This is a genomic window from Cellulomonas sp. P24, assembly GCF_024704385.1.
In the GTDB taxonomy this organism is placed as follows: Bacteria; Actinomycetota; Actinomycetes; order Actinomycetales; family Cellulomonadaceae; genus JAJDFX01.
Genome location: NZ_JAJDFX010000002.1, coordinates 1,111,736 through 1,137,110 on the forward strand (window position 1 = coordinate 1,111,736; position 25,375 = coordinate 1,137,110).

A 25,375-nucleotide genomic window follows, 5' to 3' on the forward strand; every position below is an offset into this window, starting at 1 on the left:
CTCGTGCGGGGCGCGGGCGAGGCGATGAAGCCCTCGGCGAGTGCGGTCGCCGGTGCCGGGGGGCGAGCCAGTGGCGAGACCGACGCTCTCGGGCACGATCGTGAGGGGAAGATTGTGAACAAGCTCAAAGCAGCACGTTTCGGTGGGTTCATCGGCACGGCAGGCCTGACGGCAGCTCTCGTCGGCGTCGCCGTGTCCGGCACAGGTGCGTACTTCACGGACAGCGCCGCCGGCGCGATCCACGCATCGTCGGGCCACCTGACCCTGAGCACGACCAGCACCTCGTTGTCGTTCGCCGACCTGGTACCCGGCACGTACAAGACGGACGACGTCACGTACCACGTCGACACCTCGGGCCCCGCGGACGTCTGGCTCGTCTTCGACCCGACCACACCCGGGTTCGCCGCCTTCACCGGCCCCAAGGACTCGCCGTTCTTCAGTGGCGGCGGGCTCGGCCGCTACGGGCACTTCGCCGTCTCCGTCAACAGCGGCGGCGCCCTGTTCCAGTCCTACAACCTCGCATCGGCCCCCTCCGGGGAGTCGGGCGGCTGCACGGTCGACACCTACGGTCACGGCGGGAGCGCCCAGCAGGCGACCAGCCCGACGGACACCCCGCCCTACTGCGGCGTGCCCACCGCGATCAAGCTCTCCTCCGGTCTGACCACGGGCCAGGGCGCGACCGTCCACCTCACGTTCGGCGTCACCGGCAAGTGGACGGCGCAGAACACCACGGTCGCCAACGTCCCGTACAAGATCGTCGCGACCCAGGCCGGTGTGCGCCCCGACGCGCAGAACTTCTGACCGGTGACCTGGCGGCGGGCAGCACGCACGGACCCGCCGCCAGGCCACGATCCCGACCCGACGCGGAGGGTGCGACCGTGAAGACCGTCACGAAGGTGCTCGTGAGCACGCTCGTCGCCGTGGTCCTGGGCCTCGCCGTCGGCGCCGCGGTGGCGTGGCACGACGGGTACCGCATCTACGCGGTGCGCACCGGCTCGATGACCCCGACCTACCCCACCGGCGCACTCGTGCTCGACGCGCCGGCGTCCAGCGGGGCCCCTGCCGTCGGGGACGTGATCACGTTCCGCGTCGGAAGCGGCCTCGTCACCCACCGCGTGCAGGCGGTCTCTGCCGCGGGGTACACCACCAAGGGCGATGCCAACCCGACCCCCGACGCCTGGACGATCACCCGCTCGCACGTCGTCGGGCGGGTCGTCGCCGGAACCCCGGACCTCGGCTACGTGCTCGTGTTCTTCCACCAGCCCACCGGGGCGCTCACCGTGATCACCTCGCTGCTCGCGGTCTCTCTGCTCTGGGGACTCTTCTTCCCGCCGGACCCGACGGTCACGTCACCGCTGCCCACGCACCGGCCGTCGGCACGCGAGGCGGGATAATGCCGTCCTGACACCGATCAGGCGTCGCACCCGCACCGACACGAGGCGAGCACCACCATGAAGCCCCTGGGCACCCCCGGTACACCGTCCGCGACGCGCGTCATGCTCCTCGGCGCCGGCGAGCTCGGCAAGGAGGTCGTGATTGCACTCCAGCGGCTCGGCGTCGAGACGATCGCGGTCGACCGCTACGCCCACGCCCCTGGGCAGCAGGTCGCCCACCATGCGCGCACGATCGACATGACCGACCCCGAGGCGCTCCGCGCCCTGATCCTCGCCGAACGGCCGGACCTCGTCGTCCCCGAGATCGAGGCCATCGCGACGGCCGCGCTCGAGGAGCTCGAGGCCGAGGGCGTCGTCACGGTCATCCCGACCGCGCGGGCCACCCGGCTGACCATGGATCGCGAGGGGATCCGCCGACTCGCCGCCGAGACGCTCGGGCTCCCGACGAGCCCGTACCGGTTCTGCGACTCGGTCGACGAGCTGCGCGCCGCGATCGACGGCACGAGCGGTGCGGACGGCATCGGCTACCCGTGCGTCGTCAAACCCGTGATGAGCAGCTCCGGGAAGGGGCAGAGCCGCATCGACGGCCCGGACGACGTCACCCCGGCGTGGGAGCACGCGATGGCCGCCGGCCGGGTCCACGGCGGGCGCGTGATCGTCGAGGCGTTCATCGACTTCGAGTACGAGATCACCCAGCTCACCGTGCGCGCACGGGACGCCGACGGCGAGACGCTCACCCACTTCTGCGAGCCGATCGGCCACCGCCAGGTCGGCGGTGACTACGTCGAGAGCTGGCAGCCGCACCCGATGCACCCGACGGCCCGCCGTCGCGCCCAGGAGATCGCCGGGATCGTGACCGCGAACCTCGACGGGCTCGGGGTGTTCGGCGTCGAGCTGTTCGTCTCGGGCGAGCAGGTCTGGTTCAGCGAGGTCAGCCCGCGACCGCACGACACCGGCATGGTCACGATGGTCACCCAGTGGCAGAACGAGTTCGAGCTCCACGCGCGGGCGATCCTCGGTCTCCCGGTCGACACGGGCCTTGCGAGCCCCGGTGCGAGCGCGGTGATCTACGGCGGCGTCGAGGGGACCGGGATCGTCTACGACGGGGTCGACGAGGCGCTCCGCATCCCCCACAGCGACATCAGGATCTTCGGCAAGGGTGACAGCCACGTCTCCCGACGGATGGGGGTGGCGCTCGTCCGGGACCACGACGTCGAGGTCGCCCGGCGACAGGCGACGCATGCGGCGTCGCTCGTCCGACCGCGCCTGGCCTGAGGCGACCGTCCGCCCCTACGCGCTGCGACGATCGGCCCGGCGCTCCGCCGCGACGACCGTGACCACCGCCGGGACGGCGTCGATCGGCCCGGGCCGCGCGAGCAGGTAGCCCTGCCCGTAGCGACACTCGGCCGCCCTCAGCTCGGCGAGCTGGGATCTGGTCTCGATCCCCTCACCGATCGTGTCCACGTGCAACGTCGCTGCGAGCCGCACGATCGCGCTGAGGAACTCCGGCGCATCGATGCCGTCCTCGACCGGCTGCAGGAACGACTGGTCGATCTTGACCATGTCCACCGGGAGCTGCCGGAGGTACCCGAGGGACGAGAACCCGGTCCCGAAGTCGTCGATCGCCACCCGGACCCCGGCGGCACGCAGCTCCCGCAGCACCTCACGTGTGCGCTCCACGAGCAGGATCCCCTCGGTCACCTCGACGACCAGGGCCGACGGCGCGAGACCGTTGGCCCGGAGCGCACCCTCGACGACACGCCGGAAGTCGATGGAGTCGAGCTGCACCGGCGACACGTTGACGCTCACGTACGCGTCGGCCCCGGTCGTCGCCCGCCACCGGGCAAGGTCCGCGCAGGCGCGCTCGACCACCTGGCGACCGAGCTCATGGATCAGTCCGGTCTGCTCCGCGACAGGGATGAACACACCCGGTGACACGGAGCCGAGCTCGAGGTCGCGCCACCGGGCGAGAGCCTCGAGCCCGACCACGGCACCGGTCTGCAGGTCCACGATCGGCTGATAGGCGACCGTGACCGCGGCGGCCGCGACGGCCGCCTGCAGCCTGGACTCGAGCCGGAACCGTGCGACGACCGTCGCGTGCATCCCCGGGTCGTAGCGGACCGATCGGCCGCGACCGCGATGCTTCGCCTGGTACATCGCCAGGTCCGCGTTGCGGAGGAGCACGTCGGCGCTGTCCGTCGGCGCGGCCACGGCGATGCCGATGCTCGCCCCGAGCGTGACTCCTCGCCCGTTGAGCACGACCGGCTCCCCATGCAGCGCGTCGAGGATGCGGTCGGCCAGGGCCGCGACCCCGACCTCGTCGACGTCCTCGACGAGCAGGGCGAACTCGTCACCCCCGAGACGCGCCGCGGTGTCCGACGTGCGCGCGCACGCCTCGAGCCGCCGGCCCGCCTCGATGGTGACCTCGTCGCCCGACGCGTGACCGAACGTGTCGTTGATCGTCTTGAAGTTGTCGAGGTCGATGAACATCACGGCGACGCCGTCGTCGCGGCGCTGCGACCGTGCCAGCGCGCGCCCGACCCGATCGTGGAAGAGCTTGCGGTTCGGAAGACCGGTGAGCGGATCGTGGAAGGCCTGGTGGCCGAGGCGGTCCTCGAGCTGCTTCTCCTGGGTGACGTCGACGAGCACACCGTGGAACATCGCGCGGTCGTCCTGGTCCCGCAGCACCATCGCGTCGTCCCGGACCCACACCGTGTGCCCGTCCCGGTGCCGCAGCCGGTAGGTGTCCGAGGTCGTCCGCCCCTCGGCGTCGTGGCTCATCATGCTCGTCTTGTCGGCCAGCGCCGTCCGACGGTCGTCCGGGTGGATCTGCTGCGACCACAGCGCCGGGTCGTCCGCCCACTCCTGCGCCGTGAACCCCAGCATGCGCTCGATCTGCGGGCTCACGTAGGACCAGCGACCGAGCACGCCGGGCTCGGCGACGTAGACCACCGCAGGCACCCGCTCCACCAGGAGCCGGTACCGCTCTTCCGCCGCGCGCAGCTCGCTCTCGAGGCGCTTGCGCTCGGTGATGTCCTGCGTCATGCCGATCGCGTACTCGGGCCTCCCGGCACCGTCCCGGACCAGCGACACCGTGAGCTCCGCCCACAGGGTCCGGCCGTCCTTGCGGATGAACCGCTTGATCATGTCGAAGTGGTCGAGCTCCCCGGCGGCCATCCGGCCGAACAGCTCGAGGTTGCGCGCGATGTCGTCCGGGTGGGTGAACTCGGCGAACGGAACCGCCGCGAACTCCTCCGGCGTGTAGCCCAGGAGCTGCCGGAGCACCTGGTTGGTCATCGTCGTCCGACCCTCGAAGTCGACGAGCCCGATGCCGATCGGTGCGAGCTCGTAGATCGTCTCGAGGCGGTCGAGCTGCGCCTGCATGTCCGCGACGGGCCCGGCGGCGCCGCCCGGGGGTGGCTCGTCCGGGGCCGGGTGCGTCGAGGACTGCATACCGTCCACCGTTCCACCTCCGACGACCCCGTCCACGGCGCACGCACGAGCTGCGGGCTGCGGCACATATCGGTGCCGCCTCCTCGTTCATCGGCACGGGCGGTTCCGGACTCAACCTCCGCCCCGCACCCGCGGCCGCGCGCAGCCCCGACCGGAACGACCCGGACCACTCCCCGGAAGGAGGATGCTGGTACCGGACCGGCTGACCCGAGCGGCCCGGACGAACGACAAGGAGACCCCGCTCATGATCGTGTGCATCCCCGTGGTCGGAGACGGCCAGACCGGCGGCGGCTGGGGCAAGGCCCACCGCGTCGCGCTCGCCACCGTGACCGACGGCGCCGTGACCGACTGGCAGGAGATCGAGGTCGGCTGGGACGTGGCCCACGACTCCGGGCCCGAGGGGACGCACCACGCACGGATCGCACGGTTCCTCATCGACCAGCACGTCGACGTCGTCGTCGCCGGTCACATGGGCGAGCCGATGGTCCGGATGCTGGGCAAGCTCAAGATCCGCACCGTGCTCGGCGCCGAGGGCGACGCACGCGCCGCGGTGCTCGCCGCTGCCGCACAGCTCGCCTGACACCGAACCGGCGGGCACCCGCCTGAGCGTCGGATGCCCGCCGGTTCGAGCACCTGCGCCGGGTCAGTCCGTCGGGCCGGCCCAGCGCAGGTGCTCGAACCGGCCCAGGAGCTCCAGCCGCCGCCACAGGACGCTCGACGGCACCGCCTGGCTCGCGTGCGCCCGCACGGCGACGAGCTGGCGCGTCCTGTCGACCTCGAGCACGACGTCCACCTCCTCCGGCCGATGCCCGGAGAACGCTCCGGAGTAGTCGGAGTTGAGCTGTGCGGCGACCTCCACGGGCAGGGTCCAGGCCAGCACCGGGACACCCACGACCTGAGCCGCGGCCACCGCGGCCCGGCCGGCCGCGGCGTGGTCCGGATGCCCGGTCACCCCGGAGGGGTCGAACACCAGGAGCGCCTCGCTCCCCCGGTCACGCGCCACGGCCACGACGTCGTCGACCAGCACGGCTGCCGGGACCTCGCCGAGCGCACCGTCGGGATGGTCGCGCAGGATCGTCGCCGAGCACCCGAGGGCCGCGGCGGCCGCGACGAGCTCGGACTCCCGCAACGTCGCGAGATCACCCGGTGACCCGTGCAGCGTCGACGCCTCACCGTGGGTGAAGCACAGCACCGCCACCTGCGCGCCACGCGAGACGAGCGCGTCGATCACGGCACCCAGACCGAAGGACTCGTCGTCGGGATGGGCGACCACGACGAGCACCTCACGCCAGTCCGGCAACGCGTGCGACGCGGTCATCGTGCTCCTCCCCGGCAGGGTCGCGCGGTGTCGGTCCGACGGCTCAGCGCCCGGCGGCGCCGTTCTCGAGCCACGCGCCGAACTCGCCGGCGGCCGCCGGCTCGAGGTAAAGGTAACCCTGGAGCCCGTCCGCACCGAGCTCGCTCAGCAGCTGCTCGTGGTCACGTGTCTCGACCCCCTCGGCGATCGTGCGCACGCCCATCTGGTGCGCCATCGTGATGATCGCCTCGGTGACGGCTCTGTCCTCCCGGTTCGTCGTCGCCCCCAGGACGAACGACTTGTCGATCTTGACGATCTGGACCGGGAGTGCGCGGAGTGTCGTCAGGGACGAGTACCCCGTGCCGAAGTCGTCGATCGCGATCGTCACACCGTGACCGGAGATCGCGAAGAGCCGCTCGATCGCGGCCGGCGACGAGATCATCACCGTCTCGGTGAACTCGAGCACGAGCTTCTCGGGCGGCCACGCGAACACCTGGAGGCACCGGACGACCTCGTCGATGAACACGTCGTCGTCGAGCTGCAGGGCCGACACGTTGACGTGCACGGCCAGGACACGGGACGGGTCGACCGCCCGCCAACGTGCGGCATCCGCGCACGCCTGCCAGAGCACGAACGTGCCGATCGCCGCGATCGCACCGATCCGCTCCGCCGCCGGGATGAACGAGTCCGGGGACTGCAGGCCACGCTCCGGGTGCCGCCATCGGACGAGCGCCTCGACCGCGGTGCACTCCCCGCCGTCCGGCTCGACGACCGGTTGGTAGTGCACCTCGAGCTGACCGGTGTGCACCGCCTGCGCGAGCTCCTGCTCGAAAGCGAGCCGGGCGACGTGCCCGGCCTCGAACGTGTCGTCGAAGACGTGCACGCTCGAGGTGTGATCGGCCTTGGCGCCGTACATCGCGACGTCGGCCCGATGGACCAGCTCCTCGATGTCGAGGCCGGCGGAGGCGGTCGCGACCCCGACGCTGATCCCGAGCTGCACGACCCGGCCGTTCAGGCTCGCCGGGCGGGCGATCTCGGCCACGACCCGGTCGGCGACCGCCTTCGCGGTCGCGACGTCGGCGCCGGGCAGCACGACCGCGAACTCGTCACCGCCGATGCGGGCGCACACGTCGTCCGGCCGCGTCGCGCTCTCCAGGCGGGCCGCGACCTCGCGCAGCAGCGTGTCGCCGTCCCGGTGCCCGAAGAGGTCGTTGACGTCCTTGAAGTCGTCGAGATCGACGAACAGCACGGCGACCGGCTCCGCCTTCTCGTTGTCGAGCGCGGCGGCGAGCACGGCGTGGAACGTCGCGCGGTTCGCGAGCCCCGTCAGCCCGTCGCGCGCTGCCTGCACGCTCAGGTCGTGGTGCACGACGCTGTTCCGGTAGCCGAGGGCGATCTGGTTCGAGAGCCCGTCCAGCGCGAGCGCCACATCGTCGGGGACGCCGTCGGGCGAGCCGAAGACCAGCCAGGCGGTCCCCAGGCGACGCGGGATCTTCGGCGCCGCGAAGCCCGCCCAGGCGCACCGCTCGCCGGCACCGGCGTCCAGCTCGCGGTGACCCCAGGTGCCCGGACCCGTCGCGGAGTCGGGCAGGGCAGCGAGGACGTGGGGAGGGAGCGAGTCGGGCAGGTCGTCGAGCCCGGTGGAACGCCCCTCGACCACGACCACGTCACCGAGGTCGCGCACCTTCATCACGCGGAGGCCAGGGGTCCACCGGCAGATCTGCTCGATGGCCTCCCAGCCCAGCGCACGGATCTCCGCCGCGTCCGTGGTCCTCAGGAGCTGGGCCCCGAGCCAGATGTGCAGCGCGTCGAAGCTCGTCGCCCGGGAGCGGTGCCGGATCGCCTCGGCGAGACGGTGGCCGACGGTCCCGGTGATGACGATCGTCGGCACGATCGCGACGAGCGCCACGAGCGGGGAGGTCCAGGCGCCGTGGTCCCGGTGCGGCCACATGGCGACGATCGTCGCCATCGCCGCGACGTACAGCGCGACCCGTAGCGCCACCCGACGACCGTTCCCGTACAGCGACCGGAACCACAGGGCGGCGAAGACGAGCGCCACGACAGGTTCCGGATCCGGGTTGGCCACACCGATCGCGACGATCGCGAGCGCGTCGACGAGGTCCATCTGCACCAGGACGCGTCGCCGCCGGTACCCGAGCGCCCAGGAGAGCCCGAGCGCGACCCCGCCGGCCAGTGCGCCGACGAGCGGGAGACCCCGATCGGTCGTGACGGGCCCGAGGAGCGACAGCGGCAGCGAGATCAGGGCGAGCGCCACGAAGAGCCGCCGCGTGACGTCGAGGATCTCGTCACCACCGCCCCGAGTGGGCCGCCAGCGAGCCACCAGCCGTGAACCCCGAGGATGCCGGACCGGTCGGGGGACGCGGAGCGGGATGCTCGTTCCCGCGCGGGCACCGACCGGCGCGGTCGCGGACACCGGGAGGACGTGCGGGAGGTCGGGAACGGTACGGTCGTCGACCCGGAGCGTCGGCATCTCGCCGTCCTGCGCCCGCAGCTGGGACACCCCCCCCCCTTCCCGTCGTGCAGCCCCTGTCGGCAACCGCACGGGCACCGTCGGGCACCGAGGCACCCGGGGGCCGACGCGCCACGCAGGCACCGTCCTCGACGGTTGTCGGCACGTCGGTCCATCGACTGGAGTGCGACACGCTGCTCCGCCTCAGGTTCACCCGCTCGGCGCCGCCCCACGGCTCGGCAGCCGAACCGCGCCGGAGCCACGACGCCCGATGCGGGCGGCAGGAGTCGGTGCGAGGCTGGGGCACGAGCGGCGAGGCGCGACCCGCGGGCCCCGAGCGTGTCATCGAGAGGACCTCCCATGCTGGAGCGCTCACCGGCGTTCAGCGGCTTCGCCGTCGACGACCTCCCCGCCGCGCTGCGGTTCTACCGCGACGTCCTCGGGCTGCGTGTGTCCGAGCAGGACGGCATGCTGCGCCTGCACCTGCACACGGGGGCCGAGGTCCTCGTCTACCCGAGACCGACGCACACGCCGGCCACGTTCACGATCCTCAACTTCCCCGTGCCCGACATCGAGGAGGCCGTGGCTGCCCTCACCGCGCGCGGTGTGGTGCTCGAGCACTACGTGGGGACGCCTGTCGAGACGGACGCGGCCGGGATCTTCCGGCGTGGCGGACCGCTGATCGCATGGTTCACCGATCCGGCGGGGAACGTGCTGTCGGTGATCCAGGAGTGAGAACGCCGTGGCGCGTGGAGCCCTCCCGAGCTCAGCGCGATCGCTGAGCTCGCTGCGGGGGTGGCGCGGTCGAGGTGCGGATCACCAGGCGGGGTGGTTCGGGTGCGCTGACCGCGTGGGTGCGCTGGGGGTCGATGACGTCCAGCAGCGAGGTGACGGCGTGGTGTCCGTAGCCGCGGAAGTCCAGTCGCACGGTGGTCAGGGGCGGCAGGAAGTAGCCGGACTCGGGGATGTCGTCGATGCCGATCACGGAGATCTGCTCCGGGACGGCGATCGCGCGCTCGCTCAGGGCGCGGAGAACACCGAGGGCCATCTGGTCGTTCGCGGCGAGGAGCGCGGTGGTCGTTGTCGGGTCGATCGTCTGGCCGGCGACGTAGCCCGAGCGAGCGGTCCAGTCGCCGGTGATCACCGGCAGCGGCACGAGGTGATGGGCGGTCATCGTCTCCAGGTAGGTGCGCGTCCGGGCGGCGGCGGAGGCCCAGTGCGGCGGTCCCCCGACCAGGGCGATGCGGGTGTGGCCGAGGCCCACGAGGTGATCGAGGGCCAGGCGGGTCGCGATGGCGTTGCCGGTGTGCGCGCCGGGATCGGTGGGGTCGCCCTCGAGGGGTGCAGCCACCAGGACCGGCATGCGGGGCCGCCAGGCAGTCAAGGCCGCGCGGACCTGGTCGGAGGGACCCAGGACCACGACACCGGCCAGGTCGTGCTGGTCGAGCAGGTCGGTGGCATGGACGGCGTCGCGACCGGCGTGCTCCAAGGACACGATGTCCAGCACGTACCCGGCCTGACGGGCTGCCGTCGCGGCGCCGGCGATGAACGTGCTCGGCCCGGACTCGAGCATGCCGGTGACCAGGGCACCCAGGTGCATCGAGCGACGCGAGGCCAACGCGGCCGCGGCCGCGTTGCGTCGGAACCCCAGGGCCACGATCGCGCTCTGGACCCGCTCCCGGGTCGCCGCACGCGTCCCGGGCTCACCGTTGACCACCCGCGAGACCGTCTGGTGCGACACCCCCGCGGCCCGGGCCACGTCGTAGATCGTCGCCGCTCGCGTCACGGGAGCCGTCACCTGGCACCCCCCTTCCCTGACAGCTTCCTCGTGACCTGGCGCACTGCCGCGTCCTTCCGCCTACCCGAGCGAGAGTGCCGTCCACGAGACCGGCGGCAGCGTGATCGTCACCTCGGATCCCGACACGACGGCGGTCGGGTTCGGTCGCAGACCCACCCGATCCCGGTGCTCGAGCGTGTTCTTCGCCGTGACGTCGTCGTCGCTGAGCGTCTCCGCACCGAGGACCCGGACCTCGCCGAGGGCCCGCACGTCGATCGTCACCTCGGCCGACTCGTGCAGATGGCGATTGACCAGGAAGACCGCCGTGCTCCCGTCGGCTGCGTCGTACGTGGCGACGGCATCGACGAGGCCGACCTCGCCGTACGCGTCGGTCCGGTACGTCTCGGTCTCGAGCCGTACCTCCAGCGCCTCTCCCGTGGCAAGACGTGACGTCACGGCGAAAGGGAAGTACGTCGTCTGCTTCCAGGCGGGACCACCCGGCTCCGTCATGATCGGCGCGATCACGTTGACGAGCTGCGCAAGCGACGCGGAGGTCACCCGGTCCGCGTGCCGCAGCAGCGAGATCAGGAGGTTGCCGAACACGACCGCGTCGGCGACCGAGTAGGCGTCCTCGAGCAGACGCGGCGCGACCGGCCAGTTGTCGATCCCCTCGATCCGGTCGACGTTCTGGTACCGGTCGATGTACCAGACGTTCCACTCGTCGAACGAGATGTTGATCGTCTTCTCGGAGCGGTTGACCGCCTTGACGTGGTCTGCGGTGGCGACGACCGACTCGATGAAGTGGTCCATGTCCACCGCGGACGCCAAGAAGCTCGCCAGGTCGCCGTTCTTCTCCTCGTAGTAGGCGTGGCACGAGATGTAGTCGACGTCCTCGTAGCTGTGGGTCAGGACGGTCCGCTCCCACTCGCCGAACGTCGGCATGTGCGCGCCGGACGAGCCGCACACGACAAGCTCGACCGAGGGATCGAGCTGTCGCATCGCCTTGGCGGTCTGCGAGGCGAGCTTGCCGTAGTCGTCGGCCGAGCGGTGCCCGAGCTGCCACGGCCCGTCCATCTCGTTGCCGAGGCACCACATGCCGACACCGAAGGCCTGCTCCCGGCCGTTCGCGATCCGCCGGTCGGACCATGCGGTGCCGGAGGCGATGTTGGTGTACTCGAGGAGATCGAGGGCCTCGAGCGTGCCGCGAGTGCCCAGGTTCACGGCGAGCATGAGGTCGCTGCCCACCTTCTCGAGCCACGACGCGAACTCGTGCAGGCCGATCTCGTTGGTCTCGGTGGAGTGCCAGGCGAGGTCGAGCCGGCGGGGCCGCTGGTCACGGGGCCCGACGCTGTCCTCCCACCGGAAGCCGGAGACGAAGTTGCCACCGGGATAGCGGATCGTCGAGACCCCCAGCTCCTTGACCAGGTCGATCACGTCGGTACGGAAGCCCTCGGCGTCCGCGGCCGGATGCCCGGGCTCGTACAGGCCGTCGTAGACGCAGCGCCCGAGGTGCTCGACGAACGCGCCGAAGAGACGACGGTTGACCCCCCCGATGGTGAAGGCGGGATCGATGGTGAGACGTGCGGAGGGCATGAGGATCCTTAGGAGACGGGTGGGACGAGGAACCGGGACCAGGTGGGACGACGGACGCGGCGTGCGGCACGAGCGCCGTCAGCGCGGCACTACTTCAGGGCACCGACGGCAAGACCACCGCGCCAGTACCGCTGCATCGAGAGGAACGCGATCACCAGCGGGATGACCGAGACCAAGGAGCCGACGATGATCAAGCCCCACAGCGAGTGCCCGCCGCCGTTGTTCCCGGAGGCCAGGCCCTGCCACAGCCCGATCCCGACCGTGATCGGGAAGAGGCGGGAGTTGGAGAGCATCGCGAGCGGCAGGAAGTAGTTGTTCCACGACGCGACGACGGACAGCAGCAGCACCGTGATGAAGGCCGGCCGAAGCTGGGGCAGCGCGACCGTGAAGAACGTCCGGAACTCTCCGGCGCCGTCCACGCGGGCCGCGTCGAGCAGCTCGTCCGGCACCGCGTCCGCCGTGTACACCTGCATGAGGTAGACACCGAACGGGTTCAGCAGGGACGGCAGGATCACGGCCCAGATCGTGTCGGTGAGGTTGAGGCGGGAGAACAGGACGAAGGTCGGGATCACCAGAGCCGTGAGCGGCACCATCACCGACCCGAGCAGCAGGGCGAAGAAGAAGTTCCGCCCCCAGATCCGGTACTTGGCGAAGCCGTAGCCCGCCAGGACCGCCAGGGTCGTGGCTCCGACCCCGCCGGCGACGGCGTAGAACATCGAGTTGCCCAGCCACCGCAGATAGATCCCGCCGTCGTAGGTGAACAGGTCGTGGAGGTTCGCGCCCAGCGCGAAGGTCTTGTCGAACCACAGCGCCCCCGCAGTCCCGTTGAACAACCCGGTCACGTTCTTGGTGCTCGCCACGAAGAGCCACCAGATCGGCGTCAGGAAGTAGACGACGAGCGTGCCGAGGAACAGGTACGGGATGATCCGCCGGGCGGGGCGCATCGGTACGCGCCGCTGCGCGGGCCGTGCGCTCGGTGAGCGACGCGTGGCAATGCGTGCAGTGGTCATGAGAGGAAGCTCCCGCGCTTGCGAGTGAAGAAGAGGAACACATACACCGCGATGAACACGACGATGCCGAGCGCGAAGGAGATCGCCGACGCGTAGTTGAAGTTCGCGTAGGAGAACGCCTGCGTGTACGCGTAGATGTTCGGCGTGAAGTCCGGTGTGATCGTTCCGTTGGAGACGAGCCGCAGGATCTGTGGCTCGGTGAAGAACTGGAGCGTACCGATCAATGCGAACACCAAGATGAGGACGAGCGCCGAGCTGACCAACGGGATCTTGATCCTGAACGCGAGCTGCCACGCGTTGGCACCATCGATCCGCGCGGCCTCGTAGATGGAGGTGTCGATTCCCTGGAGAGCCGCGTAGATGATGATCATGTAGTAGCCGGCCCACTGCCATACCACGACATTCATGAGACCGCCGAAGACGTGGGACTGACTCAGGAGGAATGGCGCGTGCGCTCCAAAGACGTTGAAGATCTGCTGCAGCGGCCCGAAGGTCGGGCTGTAGAGGAATCCCCACATCAACGCACCGATGACCGCCGGTATCGCGTAGGGCAAGAACACCATGAGCCGTGCGAACCGCGCGAACCTCGTCGTGATCGCGTCGAGCACGAGGGCCACCGCGAGCGAGATGGCCATCTGCACAGGAATCAGGACGACAGCGAACTTCAGCACGAACCACACGCCGTTCAGGAACGACGGGTCGGTGAAGGCCTGGGTGTAGTTGCTCAGACCCGCGAAGATCGTCCCGGTCGCCAGCCCTTTGCTGAACAGACTCAGATAGAACGCGTAGACGAGCGGGGCGACGAGGAAGAGCAGGTAGATGATGGCGAACGGCGCGATGAAGAGCCACCCGATCGTCGACCGTCTCCGCAGGCCCGACCCGCGCCCGGAACGGTCGCTGGGCACCCGTGCCGTACGGCCGCGCGGCGACGAGGTCGCCGCGATCACTGATGCGTCTGACATCCGCCACTCCTTCGTGTCTCGGTGGGGGGGGACCTGGTCCCGGGGGTCGCTCCCCCGGGACCAGGTCGTGATCGCTCTGAGGTCGGGCCGGGTGCTACCCGGTGACCGTGAAGCCCTGTCCCTTCGCGTACTTCACGATGTTCGCCTGGAGCTCGGTGGCGGCATCGGCTCCACTGATCTGGCCGGCGTTGATCTTGACCAGCTCGGCCTGCAGCTGGGCGTAGTAGTAGACCTGGATCGGGGAGTACACCATGCCCTTGTACGCGTTCTCAGCCGGGATGTAGACGTCCTTGTTGGCCGTCTCCCCGTTGAAGAACTCCGACTTGTTGTTGATGAAGGCGTCCGACTTCAGCACCGACTGGTTGAGCGGGAAGATCGTCTGCGACTTCCAGCCGTCCTCGAGCGAGGCCGGGTCGGCGTACAGCCCCAGGGCGACCTCAGCGGCGAGCTTCTTGTCCGTCGCCTGCGTCGTGACGGCGAAGGCCGACCCGCCCCAGTTGACAGAGACCGGGTTGGACGTGTCCCACTGCGGAAGTGGCGCGACCGCCCAGACACCCTTCGAGGCGCCCTTGCCGACGCCGGCACCGGTCAGGTACCCCGGCGCCCAGGCGGCGGACACGTAGGTCGCGTAGTCGCCGTTGACCACCCCGGAGATGTAGTCGGTGGTGAACTGGTCCTTGGTACCGACGAGTCCCTTCTTGACAAGACCGGCCCAGTAGTCCAGGACGTCCTTCGACCCCTGGTCGTCGAGCTTCACCGTGAGCTTCTTCGGGTTGCTCAGGTCGTAGCCGAACGGCACGGCGCCCTTCTGGATCTGGAGCGCCATCACCTCGGCGGGCACGTTGGACCCGAGGTCACCGAACACCGGACCGCCGGCATCCTTGACCTTCTGGGCGTCGGCCTCGTACTCGGCCCAGGTGGTCGGCGGTGTCGTGATGCCGTACTTGGTGAACACGTCGGTGCGGTAGATGAGCGCCATCGGACCGCCGTCGATCGGGGCCGCATACACCGCGCTGCCCTGCGAGACGTCCTTCCACGCCCCGGCGGAGAAGTTGCTCTTGACCTTGTCCGCCCCGTACTTGCTGATGTCCACGAGGGCGTTCTGGATCTCGTAGCTCGCGAGGTGGTCGGCCTCGAGCATCACGACGTCCGGGAGCCCCTTGCCGGCGGAGATGGCCGTCTGGACCTTCGTGTACTCGTCGTTGCCCTGACCGGCGTTGGTCCAGCACACCTGGACGTCGGTATGGGCCTTGTTGAAGTTGTCGACGACCGTCGCCATGTTCGGGTACCAGGCCCAGACGGAGACCTGGGGCGCGTCGTTCATCATCTTGTTGGTGCAGTTCGTCAGCTTCGGGCTCGTTCCCGCGGCCTCGGTGCCCGACGTGGACCCTCCGCCGCCGCTGCATGCGGCGAGCCCAGCTGCGATCGCGACAGCGGAGAAAGCCGCTGCGACACGTGACTTCTTCACAGTGATCCCTTCGATCGGACTTCATTGTCTGAACGTCGTGCAATCGACCGTGCGACTCGCGAGCATCTCGGCACGACGGCACGGCAGCATCGCGCGCCGTCGTGGCGCGCATTCTGCGCACATAGAACCCGCGCCGACCACAATGGCTGGCGCGCGCGACTCATCCCTTCTCGGATCAGGTCGACGAACGATCAGGTCCCGGTCAGGGACTCATTTCTCGTTCGCGTCTACATCGTTGTAAATGACGATACCCAGACGGTTTCTGAGATGTCAAGAGCGGAACCCCTCGGCGCGCAGGAGAATGTGTTACGGAACAGTAACGGTCGTCGACTCTCGCTGAATCAGACGGAATTCGGCCTTGATCTCGCGCGGTGGAATGCTCTCCTCCGCACCGTTGATGCGTTCCACGAGAAGTCGCACGGCCGTCTCCGCGATCTCCTCGCGCCCGGGGTCGATCGTCGACAACGTCGGGAGCGAGTACCGAGTCTCCTCGATGTTGTCGAACCCGATCACCGCGACGTCGTCAGGTATTCGCAGACCGGCTTCCTGCATCACGCGCATCGCACCGAGCGCGATCGCGTCGTTGAACGCCACGACCGCGTCGAACTCGACACCGGACGCCAGCACCCTGCGCATCGCCTCGGCGCCGTCGCGTCGATGCCAGGAACCGACGTTCACGACGAGCGCAGGGTCGTGGCGAAGCCCGGCAGCGTCGAACGCCTGCCGGAACCCGGTCAGCCGCAACCCGGCCGAGCCGATGACCTCGTTGTCATGGGCGCCGAACGCGAGGATCCGCTTGCGTCCGATCGAGAGCATGTGCTCGGCCGCCGCACGCGCGGCTGCGACGTTCTTCATGGTGACGTGGTCCGCCGGCCCACCGAAGATCCGTTCACCCAGGAGAACGAGTGGCGTCGGGATGTCCAGGAGGTCGGCGTCCTCCTGCCCGAGAGCGAGGACGCTGTAGAGGATCCCGTCCACCATCCGCATCCGCGGCCCTCGGACGATCTCGAGCTCCCGCTCACGATCCCCGTCGCTCTGAACGATCATCACGACCAGGTCACGCTTCGCCGCGGCCGTCATGACCGAGTCCGCCAGCTCGGCGAAGTAGACGTTCCGGAGGTCCGGGATGATGAGGCTGATGGCGCCCGTGCGACCGGACCGGAGCCCGCGCGCCGAGAGGTTCGGCTGATAGCCGAGGGTCTCGATCGCCTCGAGCACGCGCCGGCGAGTGTCCTCGCGGATGTGCGGGTAGTCGTTGATGACGTTGGAGACGGTCTTGATCGAGACACCGGCGGCTTGCGCGACGGTGCGCATCGTGGCGGCCACAGCACCTCGCTCTCGACTCGTCGATGCTCGTGCGACGCAGGCTCCTGTGCCGCGACGCCGCACTTTACAACGATGGAGAAGCAGAGAGCAAGGGTGACCTCACCGACGATGCCCGGGCCGCATCGATGCGGTCCGGGCGTCGTCGGCCGGGTCAGCGCGGACGCGCGGTCATCCGCGGTCCGCGAGCCCGAACGGCAGCGGGTAGCCCGCTGCGATCTCGAGGAGTCGGTTGTACTTCGCGACCCGCTCGCCACGCGCCGGCGCACCGGACTTCAGCTGACCGCAACCGGTCGCGACCGTGAGGTCGGCGATGAAGCTGTCGGACGTCTCGCCCGAGCGGTGCGAGACCATCTGCGTGTAGCCGGCCTCACGGCACAGCCGCATCGCCTCGAGGGTCTCGGACACCGAGCCGATCTGGTTCAGCTTGATGAGGGCCGAGTTCCCCACGTGGCGGGAGATGGCCTCGGTGATGATCGCCGGGTTGGTCACGAAGATGTCGTCGCCGACGATCTGCGTCGTCCCGCCGAGGCGCGCGGTCAGGGCCTCCCACCCGCCCCAGTCCCCCTCGGCGAGACCGTCCTCGATCGACCAGACCGGGTAGTCGCGCACCATCGCGGCGTAGCGCTCGATCATGTCGCTGCTGGTGAGGGTCTCGCCGGCGACGTGGTAGGCGCCGTCGCGGTAGAACTCGCTCGCGGCGGGGTCGAGGGCGATCGCGACACCCGTCGGCCCCGGGGTGTACCCGGCGCCCTCGATGGCCTGGACGAGGAGGGCGAGGACGTCCTCGGGTCGGGTGATGTTAGGCGCGAAGCCGCCCTCGTCGCCGAGCCCGGTGGCGAAGCCGGCCGCCTGAAGCAGTCCGCGCAGCGTGGCGTACACGGCAGCGCCGGCACGCACGGCCTCCGGCAGGGACGGCGCACCGATCGGCGCGATCATGAACTCCTGGAAGTCCAGCGAGTTCGGCGCGTGCGCCCCACCGTTGAGCACGTTGAAGTGCGGGACCGGCAGGCGCGGCGCGACGCCGTCCGGCGTCAGGTACGTGAACAGCTCTCCGCCGACGGACAGCGCCCGGGCGAGCGCCATCGAGACGCCGACGATCGCGTTCGCGCCGAGCCTCGCCTTGGTGGCCGTCCCGTCGGCCTCGATCATCGCCTGGTCGACCTCCGCGAGGCTGCTCCACGCGCGCGAGCGGAGCAGCTCGCTCAGCTCGCCGTTGACGTGGCCGACCGCGCCGGTGACCCCCTTGCCGCCGTACCGCGAGAGGTCGCCGTCCCGGAGCTCGACGGCCTCGCGGCTGCCGGTCGACGCGCCGGAGGGGACGCCCGCACGCCCCGTCGCACCGGAGTCGAGGCCGAGGTCGACCTGCAGGGTGGGGTTGCCGCGCGAGTCGAGGATCTCGAGCGCGGTCAGGTGGGTGAGGGTGAAGGTCGAACCGTTCGTCGCCATGAGGCGTCCCTTCTCGTCAGGCCATCCGCCCTGGATGGCGCTGGACCACGAGACGTCCAGACGGCTGGACATGGGGACTGCCCCGGCATCACGGCAGTCTCCACCCTCGTGGAGAACCAGGGACTGTTGGCGGCTTCGATGCCGCGGTTGAAGGCGAGCCCCACCGCCGTGATGGCCTCACTCTAGCCACGCACGCCGCACCGGCGCCGGGCCGGAGGTCCTCCGGCCTACCGCGGCCGACCTGCGACGACGAGCACAGCCGCCAGTCCCGACCGGCGGGCGTTCACCACGCCGTCCGCTGGTCGTCGCCTGCCGTTGGTGGTACCTGCATGGCACACATGGCACGGTCGTCGAGTCTGGGACTTTGGTCCCAGTTCCGTGTCTACCAGCTGAGGAGCTCCTTGTGACGCGCACCCGCCATCGACTGGCACCCGCCCTCGTCGCCGCCGCGACCGTCGTGATCGCCGCCTCGTCCGTCGCCTCCGCCTCCGCGTCGGAGCACCGCGACGACCACCGGCCCCCGACGACGTCCAGCACCGCGACGCCGATCAAGCACCTGGTCGTCATCTACCAGGAGAACGTCTCGTTCGACCACTACTTCGCGACCTACCCGACCGCCGCCAACCCGGCCGGCGAGCCCCGGTTCACTGCCGCGCCGAACACCCCGACCGTCAACGGGCTGACCGCGTCGCTGCTCGGCTCGTCGAACCCGAACTCCGTCGCCCCGTTCCGCCTCGGCCGCGACCAGGCGCAGACCTGCGACCAGGACCACTCCTACACGGACGAGCAGAAGGCCTTCGACTCCGGCCTGATGGACAAGTTCGTCGAGACGGTCGGACGCGGGTCCGCCGCGTGCGCCGACTACGGCAAGGGCAAGGGTCTGGTCATGGGCTACTACGACGGCAACACCGTCACCGCCATGTGGAACTACGCCCAGCACTTCGCGATGAGCGACAACTCGTACGGCACGACCTTCGGCCCGTCCACCCCGGGCGCCCTCAACCTCGTCTCGGGCCAGACCCACGGGTTCGCCCAGACCTCCCCCGCGGTGACGACCAACGGCTCGATCATCGGCGACCCGCAGCCGGCCGGCGACGTGTGCGACTCGCGTGACGTCACGACGTCGACCGACACGAAGAACAAGAACGTCGGCGACCTCCTCAACGCGAAGAACGTGAGCTGGGGCTGGTTCCAGGGCGGGTTCGCCGACTGCACCTCGAAGCACACCGACGTCGGCGGGGTGACGAGCACCGACTACATCGCGCACCACGAGCCGTTCCAGTACTTCCCGAGCACCGCCAACCTGACCCACACGCGCCCCGCCTCGGTCGCTGAGATCGGCCACGCCGGACCGGCGAACCACCAGTACGACCTCACCGACTTCTGGGCGGCCGTCGACGCGAAGTCCATGCCGGCCGTCAGCTTCCTCAAGGCCGCCGCGTACCAGGACGGCCACGCCGGCTACTCGACGCCGCTCGACGAGCAGACGTTCCTCGTCGACACGATCAACCGCCTGCAGAAGTCGCCCGACTGGAGGAGCACGGCCGTCGTCATCGCGTACGACGACAGCGACGGCTGGTACGACCACCAGATGAGCCCGATCGTCGACCAGTCCACGGACACCGCTCACGACGCCCTCATGGCCGGTGGGACCTGCGGCACGAGCACCGACCACGTGGCCGGTGGCTACCTCGACCGGTGCGGCTACGGCCCGCGCCTGCCGCTCATGGTCATCTCGCCCTACGCCAAGGCGAACTTCGTGGACCACACCGTGACCGACCAGTCGTCGATCCTGAAGTTCATCGAGGACAACTGGAAGACGGGGCGCATCGGCAACTTCTCGTTCGACGAGAAGGCGGGCTCGCTCGACTCGATGTTCTCGTTCTCCGACGAGGGCCGGAACGACGGCCGGCACGCCCGGACGCTCATCCTGAACCCCACGACCGGTCAGCCGGCGAAGGCCTGACCCCTCGCGGGCTCGGGTGCGGGAGGTCGCCCCGAGCCCGCGAGGACCGTGACGGCATGCGGCAGGCACGACGCCCGCCGCATGCCGTCACGTCGTCCGTCGGACCACGTCGTTCCGTCGGGCCACGGACCCCGTCGGCCGGCGACGGCCCGGGTCAGACGTCGTCGCTGAGCCTGTCGACGCTGAGCCTGTCGACCAGCCGGTTGAGCGCCGGCAGCGCTGCCACCACGCGCTCCTGGTCCTCGACCGTCAGACCGCCCAGCGCACTCCCGAGCCGCCGCTCGTGGGCGAGCTCCCAGTCGGAGAGCTGGGCGCGGCCCGCCGTCGTGAGCTCCACCACGGCCACCCGGCGGTCCGACGGGTCCGGACCACGGGTGACGAGACCGGTCTCCACGAGGACCTGGACCAGCCCGCTGACGGTGTTCGGCGCGAGCCTCAGACGTCGGGCGAGCTCGCCGACCCGAGCAGGCTCGTCCTCGTCGAGCGCCAGGAGCAGCTCGATGCGCGCCATCGGCAGCGACTCCCACGGGTAGTCGGTGCGGATGCTGGTGCGGAGCGCACGGCGCAGGCGCGTCACGACCTCGGTGAGGCTTCCCGCGTCCGACGGCATCGCGGAGGCCCTCGCGTGGTTCCCCGTGCCGGCCGACATGGCGTCAGGGTACGCCGGTCAGGTCGGTGTGCGACCATGTCGCTGTCCGATACGACCGGGCCGGTGGCGGTGACCCCGAACGAACGAGGAACGATGATCTTCGCATCCATCCCCAGCCCGTCCCAAGGTGTCTGGAACATCGGCCCGATCCCGATCCGCGCGTATGCGCTGTGCATCCTCGCGGGGATCGCCGTCGCGACCTGGTGGACGCAGCGCCGCTGGGCGGCCCGCGGCGGCAACCCGGACGACGTGCTCGACATCGTGTTCTGGGCCGTGCCGTTCGGCATCCTCGGCGGCCGGCTCTACCACCTCATCACCGACCCCGAGCTCTACTTCGCCCCCGGCAAGCAGCCCATCAGGGCGCTCTACATCTGGGACGGCGGCCTGGGCATCTGGGGCGCGGTCGCGCTCGGCGCCGTCGGGGCGCTCATCGGCTGCCGCCGCCGGGGCATCCGCCTCGCCGACTTCGCCGACGCGGTCGCCCCCGGCCTCGTCCTCGCGCAGGCCATCGGCCGCTGGGGCAACTACTTCAACCAGGAGCTCTACGGCGGGCCGACGACGCTCCCCTGGGCCCTCGAGATCGACCCGGCGCACCGCCCGCTCGCGACACCGGACATCGGCCTGTACCAGCCGACGTTCCTGTACGAGTCGCTGTGGGACATCGGCGTCGCGATCCTGCTCGTCTGGGCCGGCAAGCGGTTCGCGCTGCGCGGCGGACGCCTGTTCGCGCTGTACGTCGCGGCATACACGGTCGGGCGGTCCTGGGTCGAGGCCCTGCGGATCGACCACGCGAACCACTTCCTCGGCCTGCGGCTGAACGACTGGACCAGCCTGATCGTGTTCCTCGCCGCGGTCGCGTTCCTGGTGCTCCGCCGACCACGACCCGGTGACCCGATCGAGCCCGAGCTCCTCCCGGTGGGCAGGGGCCGTGCCGTCACGGCCGACACCGAGCCGACTGACACCGCGCCGACGGATGCCGCGCCGTCCGACACCGCGCAGACCGACACGGACCAGCTGGACGTCCACCCGCCTGCCGGCCCACGGGACCACGGGTCTGCCGGGGCCACGCCCTCGTCCTGACAGGAGCCTGTCGTGTCCGTGCTCGTCGCGTCCTGGCGGGTCCTCACCCAGGAGCGTGCCCGTCCGGCACGGTTGCGCGCGTGGCCGCACGCGTGGTGGCTCGCCGTGGCGACCGTGTGCTTCGGCGCGTTCATGGGACAGCTCGACGCGAGCATCGTCACGCTGACCTACCGTCCGCTGCGCACCGGCTTCGACACCTCGCTCGCTGCGGTGCAGTGGGTCTCGCTCGCGTACCTGCTCACGCTCGCGGCGTTCCTCATCCCCGTCGGTCGCCTCGCCGACGCGCGCGGGCGCAAGCTGCTCTACCTGTACGGCTTCGTCGTCTTCACGGCGTCCTCCGCGGCGTGCGGGCTCGCGCCGACCCTCGGCATGCTGATCGCCTTCCGGGTCGTGCAGGGCATCGGCGCCGCCATGCTCCAGGCCAACAGCGTCGCGCTCGTGGTCACGAGCGCACCCGAGGGCAAGACCCGTACCGCGCTCGGGGTCCAGGCGGCAGCCCAGGCGGTGGGACTGGCCCTCGGCCCGACCGTCGGCGGCCTGCTCGTCTCGACCTGGGGGTGGCGCTGGGTCTTCGGCATCAACGTCCCGGTCGGGGTGATCGCCGTCGTCGCCGGGGTGTTCCTGCTGCCCCGTACCCGAACGTTCACCCCCACCTCCGGGCGCGACGGATCGGGGCTCGCGCTGCTCGCCGTCGCGACGACGTCGGGACTGCTCGGGCTGTCGGCCGCCTCCGGTCTGGGCCTGCCGGGCTGGGCGCCGGTGGCGCTGCTGTGCGTCGCGGCCGGGGCCGCGGTGGGCTTCGTCGTGCGCGAGCGTCGAGCGTCGGCGCCGATGCTCGACCTCGCACTGCTGCGCGCCCGCACCGTCAGCACCGGCCTGGCCGGCGCCCTCGCGGGGTATCTCGTGCTCTTCGGGCCGCTGGTCCTCGTCCCGATCGTCCTCACCGGCGCCGGGCTCACCGAGCTGCACGCCGGTCTCGTCCTGACCGCGCTGCCGGCCGGGTTCGCCCTCGCCGCGACGTCGGGCGAACGCCTCCTCCCCCGGTCCTGGACCGATCGCCCGCGTGCGATGGTCGGCGCGCTGCTGTGCGTCGTGGCCCTGGCCGCGATGGCCGTCGCCCCGCTCACCCCCGGCTGGCTCGTCGCCTCGCTCGCGGCGCTCGGGGTCGCCCTCGGGCTCTTCACCCCGGCGAACAACAGCCTCGTCATGCGGGCGATCCCCACCCGGACCGCCGGGACGGGCGGCGGTCTCCTCAACATGACGCGCGGTCTGGGCACCGCCCTCGGGGTGGCTCTCGTCACGCTCGCCCTGCACGTGCGCCCTGCCGGGACCGGCCTGCTCGACGGGCCCCGGACCGCGGTGCTGGTGCTCCTCGCGGCGGCCGTCGCCCTGCTCGCCTCGGCCCGCATGACGCCGCGCACGGACGACGTCGCGCACGAGCCTGCGCCGGTCGCCGACCACCTCGTCTGAGCGCGCGCCGGGTGACTCACGCTCCCCTGGCCGCGTGGCGACCACGTCGACCGGCCGGCGGCGGCGTTCTCGCAGGCTGGGACAACGCCGGACCGGCAGCGCCGTCGCGGGCCCGCCGTGCTGAAATAGGCCCATGCCACCGTTGAGATCACGCACCGTCACCCACGGCAGGAACATGGCCGGCGCCCGCGCGCTGCTCCGGGCGGCCGGGGTCGCGCGTGAGGACATCGGCAAGCCGATCATCGCCGTGGCGAACAGCTTCACCGAGTTCGTCCCCGGCCACACCCACCTGCAGCCCGTCGGGCGGATCGTCTCCGAGGCGATCTCCGCGGCCGGCGCGGTGCCGCGCGAGTTCAACACGATCGCCGTCGACGACGGCATCGCGATGGGCCACGACGGGATGCTCTACTCCCTGCCGTCGCGCGACCTGATCGCCGACTCCGTCGAGTACATGGTCCAGGCCCACCGTGCCGACGCCCTGGTCTGCATCTCGAACTGCGACAAGATCACGCCCGGGATGCTCATGGCCGCGATGCGCCTGAACATCCCGACGGTGTTCGTCTCCGGCGGTCCGATGGAGGGCGGCACCGCCGTCCTGACCGACGGCAGCACGCGCACCCGGCTCAACCTGGTGACCGCGATCTCCGACGCGGTGGCCGACACCGTGTCGGACGCGGACATCGACCTCATCGAGGAGGCGGCGTGCCCCACGTGCGGGTCGTGCTCCGGCATGTTCACCGCCAACTCGATGAACTGCCTCGTCGAGGCCCTCGGCCTGGCCCTGCCCGGCAACGGGTCGACGCTCGCGACGCACACCGCGCGCCGGGCGCTGTACGAGGAGGCCGGCCGCACCGCCGTCGAGATCACCCGCCGGTTCTACGAGCAGGACGACGCGAGCGTGCTGCCGCGGTCGATCGCGACCCGCGCGGCCTTCGACAACGCGATGTCGCTCGACATCGCGATGGGCGGGTCGACCAACACGATCCTGCACCTGCTCGCCGTCGCGCACGAGGCCGAGCTCGACTACACGCTCACGGACATCGAGGCGCGATCGCGTGCGGTGCCGTGCATCTGCAAGGTCGCGCCGAACGGCAGCTACCTCATGGAGGACGTGCACCGGGCCGGTGGGATCCCTGCGATCCTCGGTGAGCTGCACCGCGCGGGGCTGCTCCACGAGGACGTCCACAGCGTGCATGCGGACTCGCTCTCGGGCTGGCTCGACGCCTGGGACGTGCGGGGCGGATCCGCGTCCGACGAGGCGATCGAGCTCTTCCACGCCGCGCCGGGACGCAAGCGCTCGGCGACCGCCGGCTCGCAGTCGGCGCGCTGGGAGACGCTCGACCTCGACGCCGCCGGCGGGTGCATCCGCGACGTCGCGCACGCCTACACGGTCGACGGCGGGCTCGCGATCCTCCGCGGCAACCTCTCCGAGGACGGCTGCGTCGTCAAGACCGCCGGCGTGGACGAGTCGTGCTTCACGTTCTCCGGGCCGGCCCTGGTCGTCGAGTCCCAGGACGACGCCGTCGAGGCCATCCTCGGGGGCCGGGTGAAGCCCGGGGACGTCGTCGTGATCCGCTACGAGGGCCCGCGCGGCGGCCCCGGCATGCAGGAGATGCTGTACCCGACGTCCTACCTCAAGGGCCTCGGTCTCGGAGCCTCGTGCGCGCTCGTGACCGACGGCCGGTTCTCCGGCGGCACCTCCGGCCTGTCGATCGGGCACGTGTCCCCGGAGGCGGCAGCCGGCGGCACGATCGCGCTCGTCGAGGACGGCGACATCATCCGCATCGACATCCCGACCCGGTTGATCCACCTCGACGTCTCCGACGGCGAGCTCGCGGACCGGCGTCGTCGCCTCGAGGCCGCGGGCGGCTACCGTCCTCGGTCGCGCGACCGGGTCGTCTCGACCGCGCTGCGCGCGTACGCCGCGATGGCGCTCTCGGCCGACAAGGGCGCCGTGCGCGACGTGAGCATCCTCGAGGACCGGGCCACCTCGGTGTCGACCTCCGCACGATGA

General features: G+C 70.6%; 20 protein-coding genes. 9 read left to right on the plus strand and 11 right to left on the minus strand.

Annotation, left to right across the window (positions count from 1 at the left end):
• Positions 1–24 precede the first annotated feature (24 nt).
• The 3 genes from LJB74_RS05220 (at position 25) to purT (ending at position 2,669) form a co-directional block, all read left to right on the plus strand.
• Positions 25–801: a hypothetical protein gene (locus LJB74_RS05220; protein ID WP_259307529.1), complete on the plus strand. Its 777-nt coding sequence runs from the start codon at positions 25–27 to the stop codon at positions 799–801.
• 77 nt (positions 802–878) lie between these two features.
• Positions 879–1,394, plus strand: coding sequence for a signal peptidase I (locus LJB74_RS05225; protein ID WP_259307530.1), 516 nt, complete (start codon positions 879–881; stop codon positions 1,392–1,394).
• A 57-nt stretch (positions 1,395–1,451) separates the two neighbouring features.
• The gene (purT, locus tag LJB74_RS05230) at positions 1,452–2,669 is read left to right on the plus strand and encodes a formate-dependent phosphoribosylglycinamide formyltransferase (protein WP_259307531.1); all 1,218 of its coding nucleotides are present in this window, start codon (positions 1,452–1,454) and stop codon (positions 2,667–2,669) included.
• A gap of 15 nt (positions 2,670–2,684) precedes the next feature.
• On the opposite strand, the gene LJB74_RS05235 is transcribed toward purT, so the two are convergent.
• Positions 2,685–4,847: a bifunctional diguanylate cyclase/phosphodiesterase gene (locus LJB74_RS05235; RefSeq protein WP_259310288.1), complete on the minus strand. Its 2,163-nt coding sequence runs from the start codon at positions 4,845–4,847 to the stop codon at positions 2,685–2,687.
• 184 nt (positions 4,848–5,031) lie between these two features.
• Here LJB74_RS05235 and LJB74_RS05240 point away from each other — a divergent pair, with 184 nt between their 5' ends.
• Positions 5,032–5,427, plus strand: coding sequence for a NifB/NifX family molybdenum-iron cluster-binding protein (locus tag LJB74_RS05240; RefSeq protein ID WP_259307532.1), 396 nt, complete (start codon positions 5,032–5,034; stop codon positions 5,425–5,427).
• A gap of 63 nt (positions 5,428–5,490) precedes the next feature.
• On the opposite strand, the gene LJB74_RS05245 is transcribed toward LJB74_RS05240, so the two are convergent.
• Together LJB74_RS05245 and LJB74_RS05250 are read right to left on the minus strand one after the other, a co-directional pair.
• Positions 5,491–6,165: a PIG-L family deacetylase gene (locus tag LJB74_RS05245; RefSeq protein ID WP_259307533.1), complete on the minus strand. Its 675-nt coding sequence runs from the start codon at positions 6,163–6,165 to the stop codon at positions 5,491–5,493.
• A 43-nt stretch (positions 6,166–6,208) separates the two neighbouring features.
• Positions 6,209–8,665, minus strand: a complete 2,457-nt coding sequence (locus LJB74_RS05250) for a bifunctional diguanylate cyclase/phosphodiesterase (RefSeq protein WP_259307534.1) — start codon at positions 8,663–8,665, stop codon at positions 6,209–6,211.
• A gap of 309 nt (positions 8,666–8,974) precedes the next feature.
• On the opposite strand from LJB74_RS05250, the gene LJB74_RS05255 reads away from it, so the two are divergent.
• Complete coding sequence (locus LJB74_RS05255; protein ID WP_259307535.1) at positions 8,975–9,349, plus strand: VOC family protein; 375 nt, start codon at positions 8,975–8,977, stop codon at positions 9,347–9,349.
• Between the two features lie 31 nt (positions 9,350–9,380).
• On the opposite strand, the gene LJB74_RS05260 is transcribed toward LJB74_RS05255, so the two are convergent.
• From LJB74_RS05260 to eno, 7 genes are all read right to left on the minus strand, one after another.
• On the minus strand, positions 9,381–10,412 hold the full coding sequence (locus LJB74_RS05260; RefSeq protein WP_259307536.1) for a LacI family DNA-binding transcriptional regulator: 1,032 nt from the start codon (positions 10,410–10,412) through the stop codon (positions 9,381–9,383).
• A 60-nt stretch (positions 10,413–10,472) separates the two neighbouring features.
• Entirely contained in the window at positions 10,473–11,984 is a 1,512-nt protein-coding gene (locus LJB74_RS05265; protein WP_259307537.1) for an alpha-N-arabinofuranosidase, read from the minus strand.
• A gap of 89 nt (positions 11,985–12,073) precedes the next feature.
• Positions 12,074–12,994, minus strand: a complete 921-nt coding sequence (locus LJB74_RS05270; RefSeq protein WP_259307538.1) for a carbohydrate ABC transporter permease — start codon at positions 12,992–12,994, stop codon at positions 12,074–12,076.
• Positions 12,991–13,956 carry a carbohydrate ABC transporter permease gene (locus LJB74_RS05275; RefSeq protein WP_259307539.1) on the minus strand — a complete coding sequence of 322 codons (966 nt, stop codon included), beginning with the start codon at positions 13,954–13,956 and terminating at the stop codon, positions 12,991–12,993. The genes LJB74_RS05270 and LJB74_RS05275 overlap by 4 nt, the downstream gene beginning before the upstream one ends.
• A gap of 94 nt (positions 13,957–14,050) precedes the next feature.
• Positions 14,051–15,424, minus strand: coding sequence for an extracellular solute-binding protein (locus LJB74_RS05280; protein ID WP_259307540.1), 1,374 nt, complete (start codon positions 15,422–15,424; stop codon positions 14,051–14,053).
• Positions 15,425–15,730: 306 nt separating this feature from the next.
• Positions 15,731–16,750: a LacI family DNA-binding transcriptional regulator gene (locus tag LJB74_RS05285; protein ID WP_259307541.1), complete on the minus strand. Its 1,020-nt coding sequence runs from the start codon at positions 16,748–16,750 to the stop codon at positions 15,731–15,733.
• 168 nt (positions 16,751–16,918) lie between these two features.
• Positions 16,919–18,268: a phosphopyruvate hydratase gene (gene eno / locus LJB74_RS05290; RefSeq protein WP_259307542.1), complete on the minus strand. Its 1,350-nt coding sequence runs from the start codon at positions 18,266–18,268 to the stop codon at positions 16,919–16,921.
• 331 nt (positions 18,269–18,599) lie between these two features.
• Between eno and LJB74_RS05295 the strand changes: the two genes are divergently transcribed.
• Positions 18,600–20,162, plus strand: a complete 1,563-nt coding sequence (locus tag LJB74_RS05295) for a phospholipase C (RefSeq protein WP_259307543.1) — start codon at positions 18,600–18,602, stop codon at positions 20,160–20,162.
• A gap of 154 nt (positions 20,163–20,316) precedes the next feature.
• Here LJB74_RS05295 and LJB74_RS05300 read toward each other — a convergent pair whose 3' ends face one another.
• Positions 20,317–20,811 (minus strand): MarR family winged helix-turn-helix transcriptional regulator, encoded by a 495-nt coding sequence (locus tag LJB74_RS05300; RefSeq protein WP_259307544.1) that lies wholly within the window; start codon positions 20,809–20,811, stop codon positions 20,317–20,319.
• 93 nt (positions 20,812–20,904) lie between these two features.
• Between LJB74_RS05300 and lgt the strand changes: the two genes are divergently transcribed.
• The 3 genes from lgt to ilvD all read left to right on the plus strand — a co-directional run bounded on the left by lgt (position 20,905) and on the right by ilvD (position 25,375).
• Positions 20,905–21,891: a prolipoprotein diacylglyceryl transferase gene (lgt, locus tag LJB74_RS05305; protein WP_259307545.1), complete on the plus strand. Its 987-nt coding sequence runs from the start codon at positions 20,905–20,907 to the stop codon at positions 21,889–21,891.
• Positions 21,892–21,903: 12 nt separating this feature from the next.
• Positions 21,904–23,361, plus strand: coding sequence for an MFS transporter (locus LJB74_RS05310; protein WP_259307546.1), 1,458 nt, complete (start codon positions 21,904–21,906; stop codon positions 23,359–23,361).
• A gap of 133 nt (positions 23,362–23,494) precedes the next feature.
• Positions 23,495–25,375 carry a dihydroxy-acid dehydratase gene (gene ilvD / locus LJB74_RS05315; RefSeq protein WP_259307547.1) on the plus strand — a complete coding sequence of 627 codons (1,881 nt, stop codon included), beginning with the start codon at positions 23,495–23,497 and terminating at the stop codon, positions 25,373–25,375.